Annotated in this window: 14 protein-coding genes; 1 reads left to right on the top strand and 13 read right to left on the bottom strand. The window is 63.3% G+C overall.

The genetic code is table 11. The features are described 5' to 3' along the window. Window positions 1-95: 95 nt before the first annotated feature. The 10 genes from trpE to AD664_RS25855 all read right to left on the bottom strand — a co-directional run bounded on the left by trpE (window position 96) and on the right by AD664_RS25855 (window position 12,567). Window positions 96-1,577: an anthranilate synthase component I gene (gene trpE / locus AD664_RS25900; RefSeq protein WP_053151317.1), complete on the bottom strand. Its 1,482-nt coding sequence runs from the start codon at window positions 1,575-1,577 to the stop codon at window positions 96-98. Between the two features lie 69 nt (window positions 1,578-1,646). Beyond that, window positions 1,647-2,465, bottom strand: a complete 819-nt coding sequence (locus AD664_RS25895; protein WP_042730712.1) for a phosphoglycolate phosphatase — start codon at window positions 2,463-2,465, stop codon at window positions 1,647-1,649. Further along, window positions 2,462-3,136: a ribulose-phosphate 3-epimerase gene (gene rpe / locus AD664_RS25890; protein ID WP_053151314.1), complete on the bottom strand. Its 675-nt coding sequence runs from the start codon at window positions 3,134-3,136 to the stop codon at window positions 2,462-2,464. Before rpe ends, AD664_RS25895 begins: the two co-directional genes overlap by 4 nt. A gap of 78 nt (window positions 3,137-3,214) precedes the next feature. Beyond that, complete coding sequence (locus AD664_RS25885) at window positions 3,215-4,363, bottom strand: iron-containing alcohol dehydrogenase (RefSeq protein ID WP_053151311.1); 1,149 nt, start codon at window positions 4,361-4,363, stop codon at window positions 3,215-3,217. A gap of 204 nt (window positions 4,364-4,567) precedes the next feature. Further along, window positions 4,568-5,392 carry an ABC transporter permease gene (locus tag AD664_RS25880; protein ID WP_053151308.1) on the bottom strand — a complete coding sequence of 275 codons (825 nt, stop codon included), beginning with the start codon at window positions 5,390-5,392 and terminating at the stop codon, window positions 4,568-4,570. Window positions 5,393-5,405: 13 nt separating this feature from the next. Further along, window positions 5,406-6,653: an ABC transporter permease gene (locus tag AD664_RS25875; protein WP_053151305.1), complete on the bottom strand. Its 1,248-nt coding sequence runs from the start codon at window positions 6,651-6,653 to the stop codon at window positions 5,406-5,408. Window positions 6,654-6,854: 201 nt separating this feature from the next. Further along, window positions 6,855-7,898 (bottom strand): ABC transporter substrate-binding protein, encoded by a 1,044-nt coding sequence (locus tag AD664_RS25870; RefSeq protein ID WP_053151302.1) that lies wholly within the window; start codon window positions 7,896-7,898, stop codon window positions 6,855-6,857. Window positions 7,899-7,947: 49 nt separating this feature from the next. Next, window positions 7,948-9,072 (bottom strand): ABC transporter ATP-binding protein, encoded by a 1,125-nt coding sequence (locus AD664_RS25865; RefSeq protein WP_053151300.1) that lies wholly within the window; start codon window positions 9,070-9,072, stop codon window positions 7,948-7,950. A 347-nt stretch (window positions 9,073-9,419) separates the two neighbouring features. Then, window positions 9,420-10,049, bottom strand: a complete 630-nt coding sequence (locus tag AD664_RS25860) for a response regulator transcription factor (RefSeq protein ID WP_042730721.1) — start codon at window positions 10,047-10,049, stop codon at window positions 9,420-9,422. A gap of 121 nt (window positions 10,050-10,170) precedes the next feature. Next, a complete protein-coding gene (locus AD664_RS25855) occupies window positions 10,171-12,567 on the bottom strand; it encodes a PAS domain S-box protein (protein WP_053151296.1) in 2,397 nt (798 codons plus the stop codon). A 74-nt stretch (window positions 12,568-12,641) separates the two neighbouring features. On the opposite strand from AD664_RS25855, the gene AD664_RS25850 reads away from it, so the two are divergent. Further along, entirely contained in the window at window positions 12,642-13,634 is a 993-nt protein-coding gene (locus tag AD664_RS25850) for an alpha/beta hydrolase family protein (RefSeq protein WP_053151293.1), read from the top strand. A 65-nt stretch (window positions 13,635-13,699) separates the two neighbouring features. Here the strand turns inward: AD664_RS25850 and AD664_RS25845 are convergent, their stop codons facing one another. The 3 genes from AD664_RS25845 to AD664_RS25835 are packed head-to-tail and all read right to left on the bottom strand — an operon-like array spanning window position 13,700 to window position 16,162. After that, entirely contained in the window at window positions 13,700-14,467 is a 768-nt protein-coding gene (locus tag AD664_RS25845) for a TerB family tellurite resistance protein (protein WP_053151290.1), read from the bottom strand. A 1-nt stretch (window position 14,468) separates the two neighbouring features. After that, the gene (gene murU / locus AD664_RS25840) at window positions 14,469-15,140 is read right to left on the bottom strand and encodes an N-acetylmuramate alpha-1-phosphate uridylyltransferase MurU (RefSeq protein ID WP_053151287.1); all 672 of its coding nucleotides are present in this window, start codon (window positions 15,138-15,140) and stop codon (window positions 14,469-14,471) included. Continuing rightward, window positions 15,137-16,162 carry an aminoglycoside phosphotransferase family protein gene (locus AD664_RS25835; protein ID WP_053151284.1) on the bottom strand — a complete coding sequence of 342 codons (1,026 nt, stop codon included), beginning with the start codon at window positions 16,160-16,162 and terminating at the stop codon, window positions 15,137-15,139. Before AD664_RS25835 ends, murU begins: the two co-directional genes overlap by 4 nt. Window positions 16,163-16,198 lie beyond the last annotated feature (36 nt).

The following is a 16,198-nucleotide window of genomic DNA, read 5'->3' as shown; positions in this document are numbered from 1 at the left end:
CGATTGCGGACTGTCAGTCAACTGGTTGGTTGAATATGACGGCCTCATCGCGAGCAAGCTCGCTCCCACACATTGATCGAGTTGTTGAAGGGGTTTCAATCGCTCGAAGTCTGTTCGGCCAGCGCCACGGCACGGAACATCGCACGACGCTTGTTCAGGGTTTCTTCCCATTCCAGCGCCGGTACCGAGTCGGCGACGATGCCACCACCGGCCTGCACGTGCAGTTCACCGTTCTTGATTACCGCCGTGCGAATGGCAATGGCGGTGTCCATGTTGCCGTTCCAGGCGAAGTAACCCACCGCCCCGCCATACACGCCACGCTTGACCGGTTCGAGTTCGTCGATGATTTCCATCGCGCGGATTTTCGGCGCGCCGGACAAAGTGCCCGCCGGCAGGATCGCCCGCAAGGCGTCCATCGCCGTCAGCCCGGCCTTCAGTTGGCCGGTGACGTTGGACACGATGTGCATCACATTGGAATAGCGCTCGATGACCATTTTCTCGGTGAGTTTCACCGAGCCGACTTCCGACACCCGTCCGGTGTCGTTGCGCCCCAGGTCGATCAGCATCAGGTGCTCGGCGATTTCCTTGGCGTCCGACAGCAGGTCATCTTCCAGCGCCCGGTCGGCTTCCTCGGTGGCGCCGCGGGGGCGCGTACCGGCGATCGGCCGCACGGTGATCAGGTTGTCTTCGACCCGAACCAGCACTTCCGGCGAACTGCCCACGACATGGAAGTCGCCGAAGTTGAAGAAGTACATGTAGGGCGTCGGGTTGAAGCAGCGCAGTGCCCGATACAGGTCGATGGGCGCCGCCTTGAAGTCGATGGACATTCGCTGCGACGGCACGACCTGCATGCAGTCACCGGCCAGGATGTATTCCTTGATGGTGTCGACGGCCCGCTCGTAATCAGCCTGGGTGAAGCTTGAACGGAACACCGGGTCGGCCGCCGACTGCTTGCTGAAATCCAGGCCAGGGCGCGGCGTGATCGGCTGGCGGAGCTTTTCCAACAACGCTTGCAGGCTTTGTTGGCCTTGCTCGTAGGCATCTTCGTGCGACGGATCGGCGAGGACGATCGCGTGCATCTTGCCGGCCAGGTTGTCGAAGACGACGACCGCGTCGGACACCATCAGCAGGATGTCCGGCACGCCCAACGGATCGGGGTTCGGGCAGGTGCCGAGGCGCTTTTCCACGTAGCGCACGCAATCGTAGCCGAAGTATCCCACCAGGCCACCGTTGAAGCGCGGCAGCCCGGCAATGGTCGGCACGTTGTAGCGGGCCTTGAAGGTTTCGACGAAGGCCAGCGGGTCTTCAACCTCGTAGCTTTCGATCTCGACACCGTCATGGGTCACGCTGACACGATGGTCGTGAACCCGAAGCACCGTGCGGCACGGCAGGCCGATGATGGAGTAACGCCCCCACTTCTCGCCGCCCTGCACCGATTCGAGCAGGTAGGAATTGGGCTGGTCGGCCAGCTTGAGGTAGATCGACAACGGCGTGTCGAAGTCGGCCAGGGTTTCGCAGGCAAGCGGAATGCGGTTGTAGCCGGCAGCGGCTAGACGCAGGAATTCTTCGCGGATCATGGGGTGCCTCGTGGCAAGAGGAGCTGACAGTCAGGAATGCAAACGCGCCGGACAACCGGCAGGATCACGTCAGGCGCGCCAACGCCAGCGGGCCAGGGCCTTGATGACTTTCATCCAGAGTTTGCGAGTGACCACCACGATGGCGTTTCCAGAAGAGGATTGAACAGCATCGGGCAACGTTATCTCAGCGGCAGGGTCCAGGCAACCGGGAATTAGCAGGCGCAAATCGTCGATCACCAACGCGGGAAACTCTTCGGCGATGGGCCGGCCATGGTTGTAGCCATAACTGAGCGCCACGCACTTGACCCCCGCTGCTTTCGCCGCCAGCACATCGCTGCGCGAGTCACCGACGAACAGCGATTGGGACGCCGGGATGTTGGCCATTTTCATGACGAAGAACAGCGCCGCCGGATCGGGCTTTTTCTGCGGCAAGGTGTCGCCACCGATGATCCAGCGGAAATAGCGACCGATTTTCATCTGATCCAGCAACGGCGCGACGAAGCGTTCCGGCTTGTTGGTGATCAGCGCCATTTCCACACCCTGCTTTTGCAACCACTTGAGGGTGGAGCGCACGCCGGGGTAGACCACCGTCAGCGAATGATCGCCCTCATAGGCCTCATTGAACAGTTCCAGCGCCTGCTCGACCAGTGCGTCATCCACGCCCTCGGCGGCGATGTCATTGGCCAGGGCCCGACGCACCAGCATCGGCGCGCCGTTGCCGACCCAATGCCGGACCGCATCGAGGCCAGCCGGCGGACGCCCGAGCTTGAGCAACATGCTGTCCACGGCCGCCGCGAGGTCCGGGACCGAATCGACCAGAGTGCCATCGAGGTCGAACATCACCAGACGCGGCAGGCTGCCGGGGAACAGCTGCTCGAAACCGCTCATGGGCGTGCCAGGGCCAGTTCGGCGCGCATCTTGTCGATGACGTCCTTGTAGTCCGGGGCATTGAAGATCGCCGAGCCAGCGACAAAGGTATCGGCGCCGGCCAGGGCGATTTCGCGGATGTTGTTCACATTCACGCCGCCGTCGATTTCCAGGCGGATGTCACGGCCCGAGGCATCGATCAGCGCGCGGGCTTCTCGCAGTTTGTCGAGGGTGCCGGGAATGAACTTCTGCCCACCGAAGCCAGGGTTGACGCTCATGAGCAAGACCATGTCGACCTTGTCCATCACGTACTTGAGCACGTCCAGGGGCGTGGCCGGATTGAACACCAGGCCGGACTTGCAACCGCCCTCGCGGATCAACTGCAGGGAACGGTCGATGTGCTGGGTGGCTTCGGGGTGAAAGGTGATGTAGGTCGCGCCGGCTTCGATGAAGTCGCCGACGATGCGATCTACCGGGCTGACCATCAGGTGTGCGTCGATCGGCGCGGTGACGCCGTACTTGCGCAGCGCCGCGCAGACCATCGGACCGATGGTCAGGTTGGGCACGTAGTGATTGTCCATGACATCGAAGTGCACGATGTCGGCCCCGGCGGCCAGAACGTTGTCCACTTCCTCGCCCAGGCGGGCGAAGTCGGCGGAGAGAATCGACGGAGCAATAGCGAAGGGCTGCATGACGCACCTTTTTTGAGCGAAATCACGATGGCGCGCATTGTATACCGCAAGATTTGGCGCGCCCACCGTGACAGTCAATCAATACGCCGCGCGGTAGATCTTCTCGATATCCGCCGCGCTCAGCTTGCGCGGGTTGTTGCGCATCAGCCGCTCGATCCCGGCGGCTTCCACGGCCATGGCCGGAATCACATCTTCGGTCACGCCCAGGCCACTCATGCCCCGGGGGATCTCCACCGCGACACACAACGCAACCATGGCCTCGACGGCTTCATCGGCCGCTTCGAGATCGCTCAGGTGGGCAGTCCTGATGCCCATGGCCTCGGCGATGTCGCGCATGCGCTCGACACAGGCCATCTTGTTCCAGGCCATCACGTACGGCAGCAACAGCGCATTGGCCACCCCATGGGAGATGTGGAAACGCCCGCCCAACGGGTACGCCAGCGCATGCACCGCCCCGACCCCGGCGTTGCCGAAGGCCATGCCGGCCATCAGGCTGGCGGTGGCCATGTCTTCGCGGGCTTGCAGGTGGGCCGGGTTGGCGTAGGCCTTGGGCAACGCGCGGGTGATCAGCTTGACCGCGCCGATGGCCAGGGCATCGGTGATCGGCGAAGCATTGAGCGACAGGTAGGCCTCGACCGCATGCACCAACGCATCGACGCCACTGGACGCGGTCACGCTGCGCGGGCACGTCAGGGTCATCTGCGGGCTGACCAGCGCCACGTCCGGCAACAGGTAGTCGCTGACGATGCCCTTTTTCAGTTGCGCCGCCTTGTCGGAAAGGATCGCCACGTTGGTGACTTCCGAGCCCGTCCCGGCGGTGGTGGGGATGGCGATCATCGGCGGGCCTTTGCGCGGCACCTGGTCGACGCCGAACATGTCCTGCAACTCACCGTGATAACCGGCGTAGACGCCCACGCACTTGGCAATGTCGATGGCACTGCCACCGCCCAGCCCGATCAGGCCGTCATGGCCGCCGTCACGGTAGGCCTGCATGCAATCTTCGACGATGGCGATTTCCGGGTCCGGCATGACCCGGTCGAAAATCTCGTAGTCACGCCCACCCAGGTGTTGCAGGGCCAGCTCCACGGTGCCGGACTTGACCAGCACGGCATCGGTCACGATCAGCGGGTTGTCGACGTCCAGGCGCGTCAACTCGGCCGCCAGTTGCTCGATGGCAGCGGCACCGGTGATCAGTTTGTGGGCGATCTTGAATGAGGAAAGACTCATGTGCGCGGCCTCTTGTTCGAGTATGGGCTGGCACAAGAATAGCTCGGTATCGGGGGTTGTTCTGCCATTCAGCTGATGAATACATCGCAACCCTAGTGTGGGAGCGGGCTTGCTCGCGAATGCGGCGGCACATTCAACATTTATGTCGACTGGCACACCGCGTTCGCGAGCAAGCCCGCTCCCACACTGGATCTCTGTAAAACGTTATACCTGGGTGGTACGCAACTTCTCGCTGCGCCCGCGCAGCCACTCCAGCGTCAGCAGCAGGATCACCGAGAACGCGATCAACAGCGTCGCCGCCGCAGCAATGGTCGGGCTGAGGTTTTCGCGGATGCCGCTGAACATCTGCCGAGGCAGCGTGGCCTGTTCGGGTCCGGCGAGGAACAGGGTCACCACCACTTCATCGAACGACGTCGCGAAGGCGAACAGCGCCCCGGAGATGACGCCTGGGGCGATCAACGGCAAGGTCACCCGACGAAATGCAGTCAGCGGCGAAGCGCCGAGGCTGGCGGCCGCCCGCACCAGGTTGTGGTTGAACCCCTGCAAGGTCGCCGACACGGTGATGATGACGAACGGTACGCCCAGCACCGCGTGCACCACGATCAGCGAGAAGAAGCTGTTGCCCATCCCCAACGGCGCGAAAAACAGGTAGCTGGCGACCCCGATGATCACCACCGGCACCACCATGGGCGAAATCACCAGGGCCATCACCAGCGCCTTGCCCGGAAAGTCGCCGCGGGTCAGGCCGATGGCCGCCAACGTACCGAAGACCATCGCCAGCAACGTCGCCGCCGGGGCGACGATGATGCTGTTCTTCAACGCGCGCATCCATTCGGCGGAGGCGAAGAAGTCGTGGTACCACTGCAGCGAAAAGCCTTGCAGCGGGTACACCAGGAAGCTGCCGGAGTTGAACGACAGCGGAACGATCACCAGCACCGGCAGGATCAGGAACAACAGGATCAGCCCGCAGAGCGTGCGCAAGCAGTAGAACCACACCCGTTCCACGGGGGACATGTAAGGACTCACCATTTTCAATCTCCCCTTAGCTCAGGCGCAGGCGACTGGCGCCCACCAGCCAGCTGTAAATCAGATAAAGCACGATGGTCGCCAGCAACAGCAGCCCGCCGAGTGCCGTGGCCATGCCCCAGTTGATGCTGGTGTTGGTGTAGAAGGCGACGAAGTAGCTGACCATCTGGTCGTTCGGGCTGCCCAGCAATGCCGGGGTGATGTAGTAGCCGATGGCGAGGATGAACACCAACAGGCAACCGGCGCCGACACCGGCATAGGTCTGCGGGAAGTACACCCGCCAGAAACTGGCGAATGGATGGCAGCCCAGGGAAATGGCCGCACGCATGTAGGTGGGCGAGATGCCTTTCATCACGCTGTAGATCGGCAGGATCATGAACGGCAGCAGGATGTGGACCATCGAGATGTAGACACCCGTGCGGTTGAACACCAGTTCCAGCGGCTTGTCGATCACGCCCATGGCCATCAGGGCGCTGTTGATCAAGCCACCCGACTGCAACAGCACGATCCACGCTGCCACCCGCACCAGGATCGATGTCCAGAACGGCAGCAGCACCAGGATCATCAGCAGGTTGCTCTGGCGCGACGGCAGGTTCGCCAGCAGGTAGGCCAACGGGTAGGCCAACACCAGGCAGATCGCGGTGATGATCAGGCCCATCCAGAAGGTACGGGCGAAAATGTCCAGGTAGATCGCCTGGTCGGGGGTGGCCGGGGCCAGTTCGCCGAGGTCGTCGATACGGTGGTCGACAGCCGCCAGCAGGTAATAAGGGGTGACGTTACTGGTGTTGCGGCGGATCACCTGCCAGTAGGCCGGGTCGCCCCAACGCTCGTCGAGATTTTCCAGGGCTTCTTTATAAGAGGCCGGCTCGGTGGCAAACGGTAACGCGCGAGCCGTCTTGGTCAACAGGCTGCGGTAGCCGGCCGACTCCATGTTCAGGCGCTTGGACAGATCGCCCAGGGTCTGGTTCTTGCGGGCCTCGGCCAGGTCTTCGCTGGCGGCCTTGTAGACCGGTTCTCCCGGCAACCCCCGTCCGTCCCACGTTGAGATCGCAGCCACGGTGCGCGGCATGGCGCCGACCACTTCGGGGTTGCTGACGCTTTTGAACAACAGCGCCACGATGGGCACGAGGAACACCAGTAGCAGAAACAGCACCAGCGGCGCGATCAAGGCCTGGGCCTTCCAGCGGTTGACCCGCTCGGCGCGCTTGAGCCGCTGCTTCAGGTTGGGGCTGGTGCCCGCGTTCAGTGGAACGGCGATGGCCATGGCGAACTCCGCAAATCTTTTTATCGTTACAGGGGCGGGGGAGCGCCCCTGTTCTTTTGAAACACCCGATTGAAGCAAGAACCTGTGGGAGCGAGCTTGCTCGCGATGGCTACGGCACATTCAACATTGATGTGTCTGACAAACCGCTATCGCGAGCAAGCTCGCTCCCACATGGATTTCATCCAGCTTCAGACTGTCGGGTTACTTCGCCGCCCAGGCGTTGAAGCGCTGCTCCAGTTGCTCACCGTTGTCAGCCCAGAAGCTGACGTCGATCTGCACCTGGTTAGCGATGTTTTCCGGGGTGGTCGGCATGTCTTTCATCACATCCTTGGCCAGCAACGGTACGGCCTGGGTGTTGGCAGGGCCGTAGGCGATGTTTTCCGAGTAGGTCTTCTGCTGTTGCGGTGCCACCGAGAAAGCGATGAACTTCTTCGCCGCTTCGGCGCGGGTTTTGTCCAGGCCGCGCGGGATGGCCCAGGCGTCGAAGTCGTAGATGCCGCCGTTCCACACCACTTTCAGGTTGCTTTCCTTCTGTACCGCGGCGATCCGGCCGTTGTAGGCCGAGCTCATGACCACGTCACCGGAGGCCAGGTACTGCGGCGGCTGGGCGCCCGCTTCCCACCACTGGATGTTCGGCTTGAGTTCGTCGAGTTTCTTGAACGCACGGTCCTGGCCATCCTTGCCGGCCAGCACCTTGTACACGTCCTTGGGCGCGACACCGTCGGCCATCAGGGCGAATTCCAGGGTGTACTTGGCGCCCTTGCGCAGGCCACGCTTGCCCGGGAATTGCTTGGTGTCCCAGAAGTCGGCCCAACTGGTCGGCGCGGTCTTCAGTTTGTCAGCGTTGTAGGCCAGGACGGTCGACCACACGAAGAAGCCGACGCCGCACGGCTGGATGGCGCCTTTGACGTAGTCTTCGGTCGTGCCGAACAGGGCCGGGTCCAGTTGCTCGAACATGTCCTCGTCGCAACCGCGGGACAATTCCGGGGACTCGACTTCCACCAGGTCCCAGGAAACGCTCTTGGTGTCGACCATGGCCTTGACCTTGGCCATTTCGCCGTTGTACTCGCCAGCGACGATCTTGCCGTTGCCGGCCGCTTCCCAAGGTGCGTAGAAGGCCTTGACCTGCGCCGCCTTGTTCGCCCCGCCAAAAGACACCACGGTCAGGTCCGGGCCCGCCGCCATCGCGCTTGCCGCACCCATCATGCCCAGGGTCAGGGCTGTGAACTTCAGGGATCTCAACATTTATTGTTCTCTCCACGTGCAGGGTTGGTGTTGGTACAGCAGGGGGCGATCAATTCGCCTCTAGAAGGGGATCGAGCGCACGCACATGCTCGACTTGCCAGCCAAGCGGAACCACGTCCCCGACGGCGAGCCCGGGATCGAGCTCGGCAATCGGCTGTTTCACGAAGAAGTCGTTCTTGCCGCAGACTTCCAAGCGAACCCGGACGTGGTCGCCCAGATAGATGAATTCCGCCACCCTCCCTGAGAAGCGGTTGACACATTGTTCGCTTGCGCCGTTGAGGCTCACCCGCTCCGGACGGATCGACAGGGTCACCGGCTCGCCCGGCTGGCCGACGTTGACCGCCAGCGCCTCGACCTTCTCGCCACGCCCCAGCTCCACCAGGCAGCGATCGCCGGTCTGGCTGTGCAGGCGGCCGCTGAGGCGGTTGTTCTCGCCGATGAAGTTGGCAACGAAGGTGTTTTTCGGCTCTTCATAAAGCGTGCGCGGTGGCGCGATCTGCTGGATCTCGCCCTGATGGAACACCGCCACGCGGTCGGACATGGTCAAGGCTTCGCCCTGGTCATGGGTCACGTAGACCACGGTCACGCCAAGGCGCTGGTGCAGGTGCTTGATTTCCATCTGCATGTGTTCGCGCAGTTGCTTGTCCAGCGCCCCGAGGGGTTCGTCCATCAGCACCAGTTGCGGCTCGAACACCAGGGCCCGGGCCAACGCCACGCGCTGCTGCTGGCCGCCGGACAGCTGCGCCGGGTAGCGTTGGGCGAAGGTGTCCAGTTGAACCATGCTCAGCACGCGCTTGACCCGGTCGCTCACGTCACTCTTGTTCAGGCCACGCACGGTCAGCGGGAACGCGAGGTTCTCGGCGACGGTCATGTGGGGGAACAGCGCGTAGTTCTGGAACACCATGCCGATGTCGCGCTTGTGCGGCGGCACATGGTTGATGGCGCGCCCGGCCAGTTGGATTTCACCGGCCGTCGGGGTTTCAAACCCGGCGAGCATCATCAGGCTGGTGGTCTTGCCCGAGCCGGACGGCCCGAGCAGGGTGAGGAATTCGCCTTTGCGAATGTCCAGGTTGAGGTCCTTGACGATCAGGTTCTCGCCATCGTAGCTCTTTTGCACACCACGAAAGCTGACCAGCACATCGCTGGCCCCCGCGCTTGAATCGACCTGGCTCATACCCGCACCTTTTGTATTGATGACTGCTTGTGAATCAAGCCTAGTGGAGCCTCGCCCCCGCGCAAATCGGGGCGCAGGAGAGAATCACCTCAGACGGATGGAAGTGCGGGGGTAGGGATTGCCCTACACGGATGGCGGGATTGGATAAATGCAGCCACGAGCTTCGAGCGGCAGGCGGCAAGCAAGGGCGAGCAGCCGTGCTGGAGCGTGTCGCAAATGGATATGCCAACGCATCACCCCTGTGGGAGCGGGCTTGCTCGCGAAGGCGGTGCATCAGTCGATAGGGGTGTCGAGCAGGCTGACGCTTTCGCGAGCAAGCCCGCTCCCACAGGGGCGTCCGGTGAGGTCTAGAGCAACTTGTGTTCCATGGCGTACTTCACCAACTCGGCCAGGGAGGTGATGTTGAGTTTCTGCATCAGCCGCGCCTTGTGGGTGCTGATGGTCTTGCTGCTCAGGGCCAGTTGTTGGGCGATGTCATTGACGTTTGCGCCTTGGGCCAGGCGCTCGAACACCGAGAATTCACGCTCCGACAGCAGTGAGTGCAACGGGCGCGTGTCGGTCAGGCCGACTTCGAAAACCATCCGGTCCGCCAGTTCCGGGTCTATGTAGCGGCCGCCGGCCGCCACCTTGCGAATCGCCATGAGCAGCAGGGCCGGGTCGCTGTCCTTGGTCGCGTAGCCCGCGGCGCCGACTTTCAGGGCGCGAGCGGCCATTTGCGCCTCGTCGTGCATCGACAGCATCAGGATCGCGGGTGGATTGTTCAGCGCACGGATCCGCGGGATCGCCTCCAGGCCATTGACGCCCGGCATGGAAATATCCAGCAGCACGACCTCGCAAGGCACCTGGCGCAGGATATCGAGCAGTTGCTCGCCATTGCTTGCCTCACCCACCACCACCAGGTCCTTCGCCAGGCCGATCAACTGCTTGATGCCTTCGCGGACGATGGTGTGGTCTTCGGCTACCAGTACACGGATCACATTCTTCTCCAGATTCAGGATCTCATCGCGAGCGAGCTCGCTCCCACAAGGTTTGTGTACACCTCAATCAATGTGGGAGCGAGCTTGCTCGCGATAGTGTCAGCCCAGGCAACCCAAACCATCAGGCCTCCTCCAACGGCACCCATACCGCCAGTGTAGTCCCCTCCCCCGGGTGGCTTTCCAGGGACAACCGCCCGCCCATGATCAGCACCCGTTCACGCATGCCGACCAGGCCAAAGGATGTCGGCCGACCTGCCGCTGCGATGAATCCTACACCGTCGTCGCTGACGGTCAGACACAATTCATCGCCCTCGCGCACCAGCGTCAGTTCCACGGTATGCGCCTGGGCATGGCGCATCACGTTGGTCAGCGCCTCCTGGAGAATCCGGAACAGGCCAATGGCCTTGGCATCGCTCAGGGGGGGCAAATTGTCCGGCACCTGCACCAGGCACGGAATCTGCGTACGGGCCTCGAAGCGCCGGGCCTGCCATTCGATGGCCGAGGCGATGCCCGCGTCGAGGATCGGCGGACGCAACGCCGTCGCCACGTCCCGCACCAGCTGGAACAACTGGGCGATCAGGCGCTTCATGCTGTTGAGTCGTTCCTGAAGGCCTGGGTCCAGTTGCGCGTAGGCCAGTTCACACATGGAAGTTTCCAGCTTCAACACCGTCAGCATCTGGCCTAACTCGTCATGGACTTCCCGGGCGATGCGGGCCTTTTCCTCTTCCCGCACGCTTTCCAGGTGCGCCGACAACTCGCGCAACTGCTCCCGGGAGCTGGCCAGCTCCAACTCGATGCGTTTGCTGTCGGTGATGTCCCAGACAATGCCGTCCCAGACGTAGGCGCCATCTTCCAGCCGCCGGGTGATCGCCTTGATCTCGGCCCAGCGCTCCTGGCCTTCGCGGGTCAGGATGCGGCCCTGCCACGACCAGTCGCTGTCGCTGTCCAGCGCCTGGTCCTGGGTGCGGTGGTAACTGGCCTTGTCCTGCGGATGCACCAGGCTGCGCAGCCCGGTGTCACTGCGGGCAAGGGTCGCGGGGGAATACCCCACCAGGCTCTCGCTGCCCTCGCTGATGTAGGCAAAATCAATCTGGCCACTGCCCGGCGCCCGCTCCAGGCGAAACACCAGGCCCGGCACGTTGGCGGCGATGCCTTGCAAGCGCGCCTCGCTTTCACGCAAGGCCGCCAGCGCGCGTCGACGCTCGGTCACGTCGTTGAGGTAGACCACCAGGTATTCGGCGTCGCGAAAGCGCAAAAAGCTCAACGACACGTCGGCCGGCAGGATACTGCCGTCGGCGCGCACGCATTCGGTCTCGAAACTCTGTGGCCCGTCCTCGCTGGCACGGGCGCGCTTCCACAGGTTCAGCCAGCGATCCATGTGCAGGCCCGGCTCGAAGTCGATCAAGGGGCGGTCGATGATGGCGCCGGGGGCATAGCCGAGCATGGTTTCGGCGGCGCGGTTGGCATAGCGCACGTGGCTGTCCCAATTGACCCAGAGGATGCCGACCGTGCTCTGGTCAATGGAAAACTGCGTCAGGCGCAAAGCTTCCTCGCTGGCGGCTCGCTGGGCGATGTCCTCGCGCGCGGCCCGCAGTCGCCGCTCCAACGCCCGTTGCTGGCGGCGCTGCCAGAAGACGATGGCGATGCAGCTCAATGACAAGGCCAGCATCAGCAGGGTGAGGTTCTGCCAGAAGCCCGGTGTCTCGGTCAGGCGCGGGTACTTGGGTTTGAGCCAGCGACTGTGCAGTTGCTCCAGCTCCTTGGCCGGAATCGCCTGCAAGCCGCTGTCGATGATCTCGGCCAGTTCCGGCCAGTCCCGGCGCGTGGCCACACGCAGCAACTGCGGCAAGCCGATGTCGCCGACCACCACCAACCCGGCGAATTCCGGCTCCACCATCAGCCGGCCCAACTGCGCCTCGTCGACCACGGCGTAGCGGGCCTGTTGGCTGAGCAGCAATTGCAGGGCCTCGCGCTCCACCGGCACGCCCTGAAGATTCAACATCGGGTAGGTGGCGCGCAGGTAATCCGCGGTGGCACTGGGCATGCGCACCGCCACGCGAACCTGGGCGTCGAGCTTTTCCAATTCCACGCCCTCGGCGCCTTTCTGTTCACCGACGATCAATTGCGGCACGCGCATGTAAGGATCGGAAAACTGCCAGAGCCGAAGCCCGCTCGGGGACTGGGTAAGGCCAGGCGCGACATCCACCTCGCCGTCGCGCAGCGCCGCCTCCAATTGTGCGGTGTCCTGGAAGTTGCGCCAGGTCAGTTCCACGTTCAACGCCTTGCCCAGCCACTGCATCAGCTCGACGTTGGTGCCAGACAGGCGTTGCAGGCGCCGGTCGTATTGCGCATAGGGCGCCTGCAACACCAGGCCGACCCGCAGTTGCGGATGTTGCGCCAGCCATTGGCGCTGCTGGGCATTGAGCGCGACCCCGTGCGTGGGCGGCGCGGGCGCGGCCCACGCCATCAAGGGAAGCCATAAACAGCCGATAACCCACAGGCAGCAAAAACGCATCATCGAAGTCTCATGCACTGACAAATACTGACCAACCCATTAGGCTGCCGGAACTACTTCTGGTCATGGAATATCCGATGCCCTCTGTTTACCGCCTGGCCTTGCCAGCATTGTGCCTGTCGCTGATCCTGCCGGGGTCCTTTTCTGCACAGGCCAGCGAACCGGCCCCCGCCGCTGCGGAGCAACCGGCCGAGAAGCCCGCCGAGCGCCAACCCCTGCTTGAGCGTAGTCAGGAAGAAGCCAACGCCCTGGAACGAAAGGTACCGTCCCAGGAACAGCAGCAACTGCAAGCCGGCAGCGACACCTTCCTGGCCCTCTGGAAACCGGCCAACAGCAGCGACCCGAAGGGCGCGGTCATTTTGGTCCCCGGCGCTGGAGAAACGGCTGACTGGCCGCAAGTCATCAGCCCGTTGCGCAAGAAACTGCCCGATGTAGCCTGGAGCAGCCTGAGTATCACCCTCCCCGACCTGCAAAGCGACGTGATCGCTCCACGCGTGGTGCAAACACCCCCGGACATCAAGCCGGCGGACACCGCCGCCGCAGCACCGGATGCCACCACGGCGGCACCGATCGAACAAGTGGCCGGGGGCGAAGCCGACGCGGCGGATCCGGCCGTCGCCGAAACCGGTGAAGAGCACGCCAAGGCCGATGCCGAGCGCATCTTCGCCCGCATCGATGCCGCCTTGGCCTTCGCCGAACAGCAGAGTGCACGCCACATCGTGCTGCTGGGCCATGGCACGGGGGCCTATTGGGCTGCGCGTTACCTGAATGAGCGGCAGCCGCCGCAAGTCGAACGTTTCGTGATGGTGGCCGCCCAGGCGCCAGTCGCCGCCAAGCCTGGCCTGGCCGAACTGACGCCGACCTTGAAACTGGCGACCGCCGACCTCTTCTACATGGACAAGCCGCTGGACCGCAACGCGGCGCTGGAGCGTCTGCAGGCGAGCAAGCGCTTGAAAGACTCGACCTTCAGCCAGGTGGCCCTCAAGGCGCTGCCCAATTTCTCGGCAGACCAGGAACAGCTGTTTCGTCGGGTACGCGGTTGGTTGAATCCGCAGAATGCGGGGCAATAGAAGCCTTTAGTCCATGACGAGGGAGCGAGCGCCCTCGTCATGGGGCGGTAACCGGTCCTGCGGGACTAGCGAAAATCCCGGCGCTCGCGAATCAGCCGATAGGCGTTATGCAGTTCCCGGGTCTTCTCGGTCGCTTCACGCACCTGCAACGGCGTGGCCCCGCTGCCGGCGATCTTGTCCGGATGGTGGCGACTGAGCAGGCGTCGGTAGGCCCGCTTGATCTGCGACGGTTCGCTGGTGGCCGAAACCCCCAGCAGGCGCAGCGCCTCCTGATAGGTCACGCCACTGCTGGGCAGCGACAGTTTCTGCGGCTCGTAATCCGCCGCCAGCGCCTTGACCTGCTGCGGCGTCCAACCTAGCCACTTGCCCCAACGGTCAATCAGTTCACGCTCGCTTTCACCCGCGCGACCGTCCGCCCAGACCATCCGCCAGCACGCGCGCAAAACACCCTCGGCCGCATGAGGCTGGACAGCCAGGCGTCGCAGGTAGCCGCGCAACGGGACGTTTTGCGACTTGCCACGGTTGAATGCCGCGATGGCCCGGCGCTGCGCCGGCTCACTCAAGTCCAGCGAGCGCATCTCCTGGCGAGCCTGCTGGATATGGCCATCGACCACGCGTCCATCGCTTTTGGCCAACCGGCCCAGCAAGACAAACAACAGCTCGTCGTTGCGCAGCGCCGGACGTCCGCCCAACCGCTCGCGCACCTGCGCCCAGTCGTGCAGATTCAGGCGCCGGTCCAGCGCCTGCCCCAGCAACGCGCCGAGCATGGCCCCCGGAATGCTGGCTATGGCAAAGCCCGCCCCGGCTCCAATCAGAGTCCCTGGCCACCACATATCAACCGCTCGCTTCTATCAAGGTTTCGACCTGCGCCAAACGTTCGTGAGTACCGACATCGACCCAATGCCCTTGCAGGCGCTCCCCACTGACGCGCCCCTCGGCCATGGCCTTGCGCAGCAGGGGTGCCAGCCTGAATGCGCCCTCCGTGCAACCGTCGAACAGTGCCGGATGCAGGACCGCGATGCCGCTGTAGGTCAGTTTGTCGGCAGCGGCGCCCTCATCCTGAACCTTTCCATCGATCAGAATGAAATCGCCTTCCGGGTGATGCGCGGGGTTGTCCACCAGCACCAGGTGCGCCAGCCCTTCGAGCGGCTTGCGCAAGGAGCTGAAATCGTAGTCGGTCCAGACGTCACCATTGACCACCACAAACGCGTCTTCGCCCAACAACGGCATCGCACGCAAGATACCGCCGCCGGTCTCCAGCGGCTCACCTTCGGGCGAGTAACGGATGCTCAGGCCAAAGCGAGTACCGTCTCCCAGGTGATCCTCGATCTGCTGGCCGAGCCAGGCGTGATTGATCACGATGTCGGTGAACCCGGCCTTCGCCAGGGCCCGCAGGTGGTATTCGATCAAGGGCACGCCGCCCGCGCGAATCAGCGGCTTGGGGGTGGTAAGCGTCAGGGGGCGCATGCGCTCGCCCTTGCCCGCCGCCAGGATCATCGCCTTCATGTCGTGGCTCCAGCCGATGGACGCAGGCTGCCGAGCAACTCGGCCAGGGGAGCCAGCTCGGGACGCCGGGCAACGACGGCGTCTATATAAGCGAAGAAGCGCGGCACATCGCCCAGGTAACGGGGCTTGCCGTCACGGTGGCAGATGCGCGCGAAGATCCCTATCACCTTGAGATGACGCTGCACGCCCATCAGGTCGCTGGCCCGCAGGAAATCCTCGAGCTGCGGCTGAACCGGGATGCCCAGGGCACCGGCCTGCTGCCAGTAGTCCCGCAGCCAACCGCGCACGCGTGCCTCGGGCCAACTGAGGAAGGCATCCTTGAACAGGCAGGTCACGTCGTAGGTGACGGGGCCGTAGACCGCATCCTGGAAGTCCAGCACACCGGGATTCGGCGTACTGAGCATCAGGTTGCGTGGCATGTAGTCGCGATGCACCAGCACCTTTGGCTGGGCCAGTGCGCTGTCGATCAGCAGGTCGCTGGCTTGCTGCCAGAGCTGCTGCTGGGCGCCATCGAACTCGATGCCCAGCTCACGCTTGACGTACCACTCGGGGAACAGCTCCAGCTCGCGACGCAGCAAGGCGACGTCGTAGCTCGGCAGGGGCGCCACCATGGGCAGTTGCTGGAAAGCCAACAGAGCCTGCAGGGCATCGCGGAATAAATCGTCGGCATTTTCGCCGTTGATCACATCCAGGTAGGTCTGATTGCCCAGGTCATTGAGCAAAAGAAAGCCACGTTCGAGGTCTTCGGCATAAATTTTTGGCACGTTGATGCCGGATTTCGCCAGCAAAAACGCGATATCCACGAACGGTTTGCAGTTTTCCTGGGGCGGTGGCGCGTCCATCACGATCAGGCTGCGGCCCTCGCCTTCCCAGCGGAAATAACGCCGGAAACTCGCGTCGCTGCTGGCCGCGGTCAATGTGGCCGGGGGTACGGCACCCCAGCCCTCGCGGGCAAAAAGGATCGGCAGTTGTTCATCGAGCCAAACTTTAAGGTGTTGTAGGCGTACATCTTGGTCGGGCATTGCAAGGGTCTCCGACGGCGCTAGCCGTCAAGCGGG

The organism is Pseudomonas sp. P97.38 (genome assembly GCF_001269745.1).
Classification (GTDB): Bacteria; Pseudomonadota; Gammaproteobacteria; order Pseudomonadales; family Pseudomonadaceae; genus Aquipseudomonas; species Aquipseudomonas chlororaphis_E.
This window is presented reverse-complemented; position numbering and strand designations above follow the sequence as displayed.

Excerpts from the sequence above, each read along its gene's own strand:
- AD664_RS25845 (WP_053151290.1), bottom strand. The coding sequence starts at position 14,467 with ATGTGGTGGCCAGGGACTCTGATTGGAGCCGGGGCGGGCTTTGCCATA.
- rpe (WP_053151314.1), bottom strand. The coding sequence starts at position 3,136 with ATGCAGCCCTTCGCTATTGCTCCGTCGATTCTCTCCGCCGACTTCGCC.
- AD664_RS25850 (WP_053151293.1), top strand. The coding sequence starts at position 12,642 with ATGCCCTCTGTTTACCGCCTGGCCTTGCCAGCATTGTGCCTGTCGCTG.
- AD664_RS25835 (WP_053151284.1), bottom strand. The coding sequence starts at position 16,162 with ATGCCCGACCAAGATGTACGCCTACAACACCTTAAAGTTTGGCTCGAT.
- AD664_RS25885 (WP_053151311.1), bottom strand. The coding sequence starts at position 4,363 with ATGAGTCTTTCCTCATTCAAGATCGCCCACAAACTGATCACCGGTGCC.
- AD664_RS25865 (WP_053151300.1), bottom strand. The coding sequence starts at position 9,072 with ATGAGCCAGGTCGATTCAAGCGCGGGGGCCAGCGATGTGCTGGTCAGC.
- AD664_RS25895 (WP_042730712.1), bottom strand. The coding sequence starts at position 2,465 with ATGAGCGGTTTCGAGCAGCTGTTCCCCGGCAGCCTGCCGCGTCTGGTG.
- AD664_RS25855 (WP_053151296.1), bottom strand. The coding sequence starts at position 12,567 with ATGATGCGTTTTTGCTGCCTGTGGGTTATCGGCTGTTTATGGCTTCCC.
- murU (WP_053151287.1), bottom strand. The coding sequence starts at position 15,140 with ATGAAGGCGATGATCCTGGCGGCGGGCAAGGGCGAGCGCATGCGCCCC.
- AD664_RS25880 (WP_053151308.1), bottom strand. The coding sequence starts at position 5,392 with ATGGTGAGTCCTTACATGTCCCCCGTGGAACGGGTGTGGTTCTACTGC.
- AD664_RS25870 (WP_053151302.1), bottom strand. The coding sequence starts at position 7,898 with ATGTTGAGATCCCTGAAGTTCACAGCCCTGACCCTGGGCATGATGGGT.
- trpE (WP_053151317.1), bottom strand. The coding sequence starts at position 1,577 with ATGATCCGCGAAGAATTCCTGCGTCTAGCCGCTGCCGGCTACAACCGC.
- AD664_RS25875 (WP_053151305.1), bottom strand. The coding sequence starts at position 6,653 with ATGGCCATCGCCGTTCCACTGAACGCGGGCACCAGCCCCAACCTGAAG.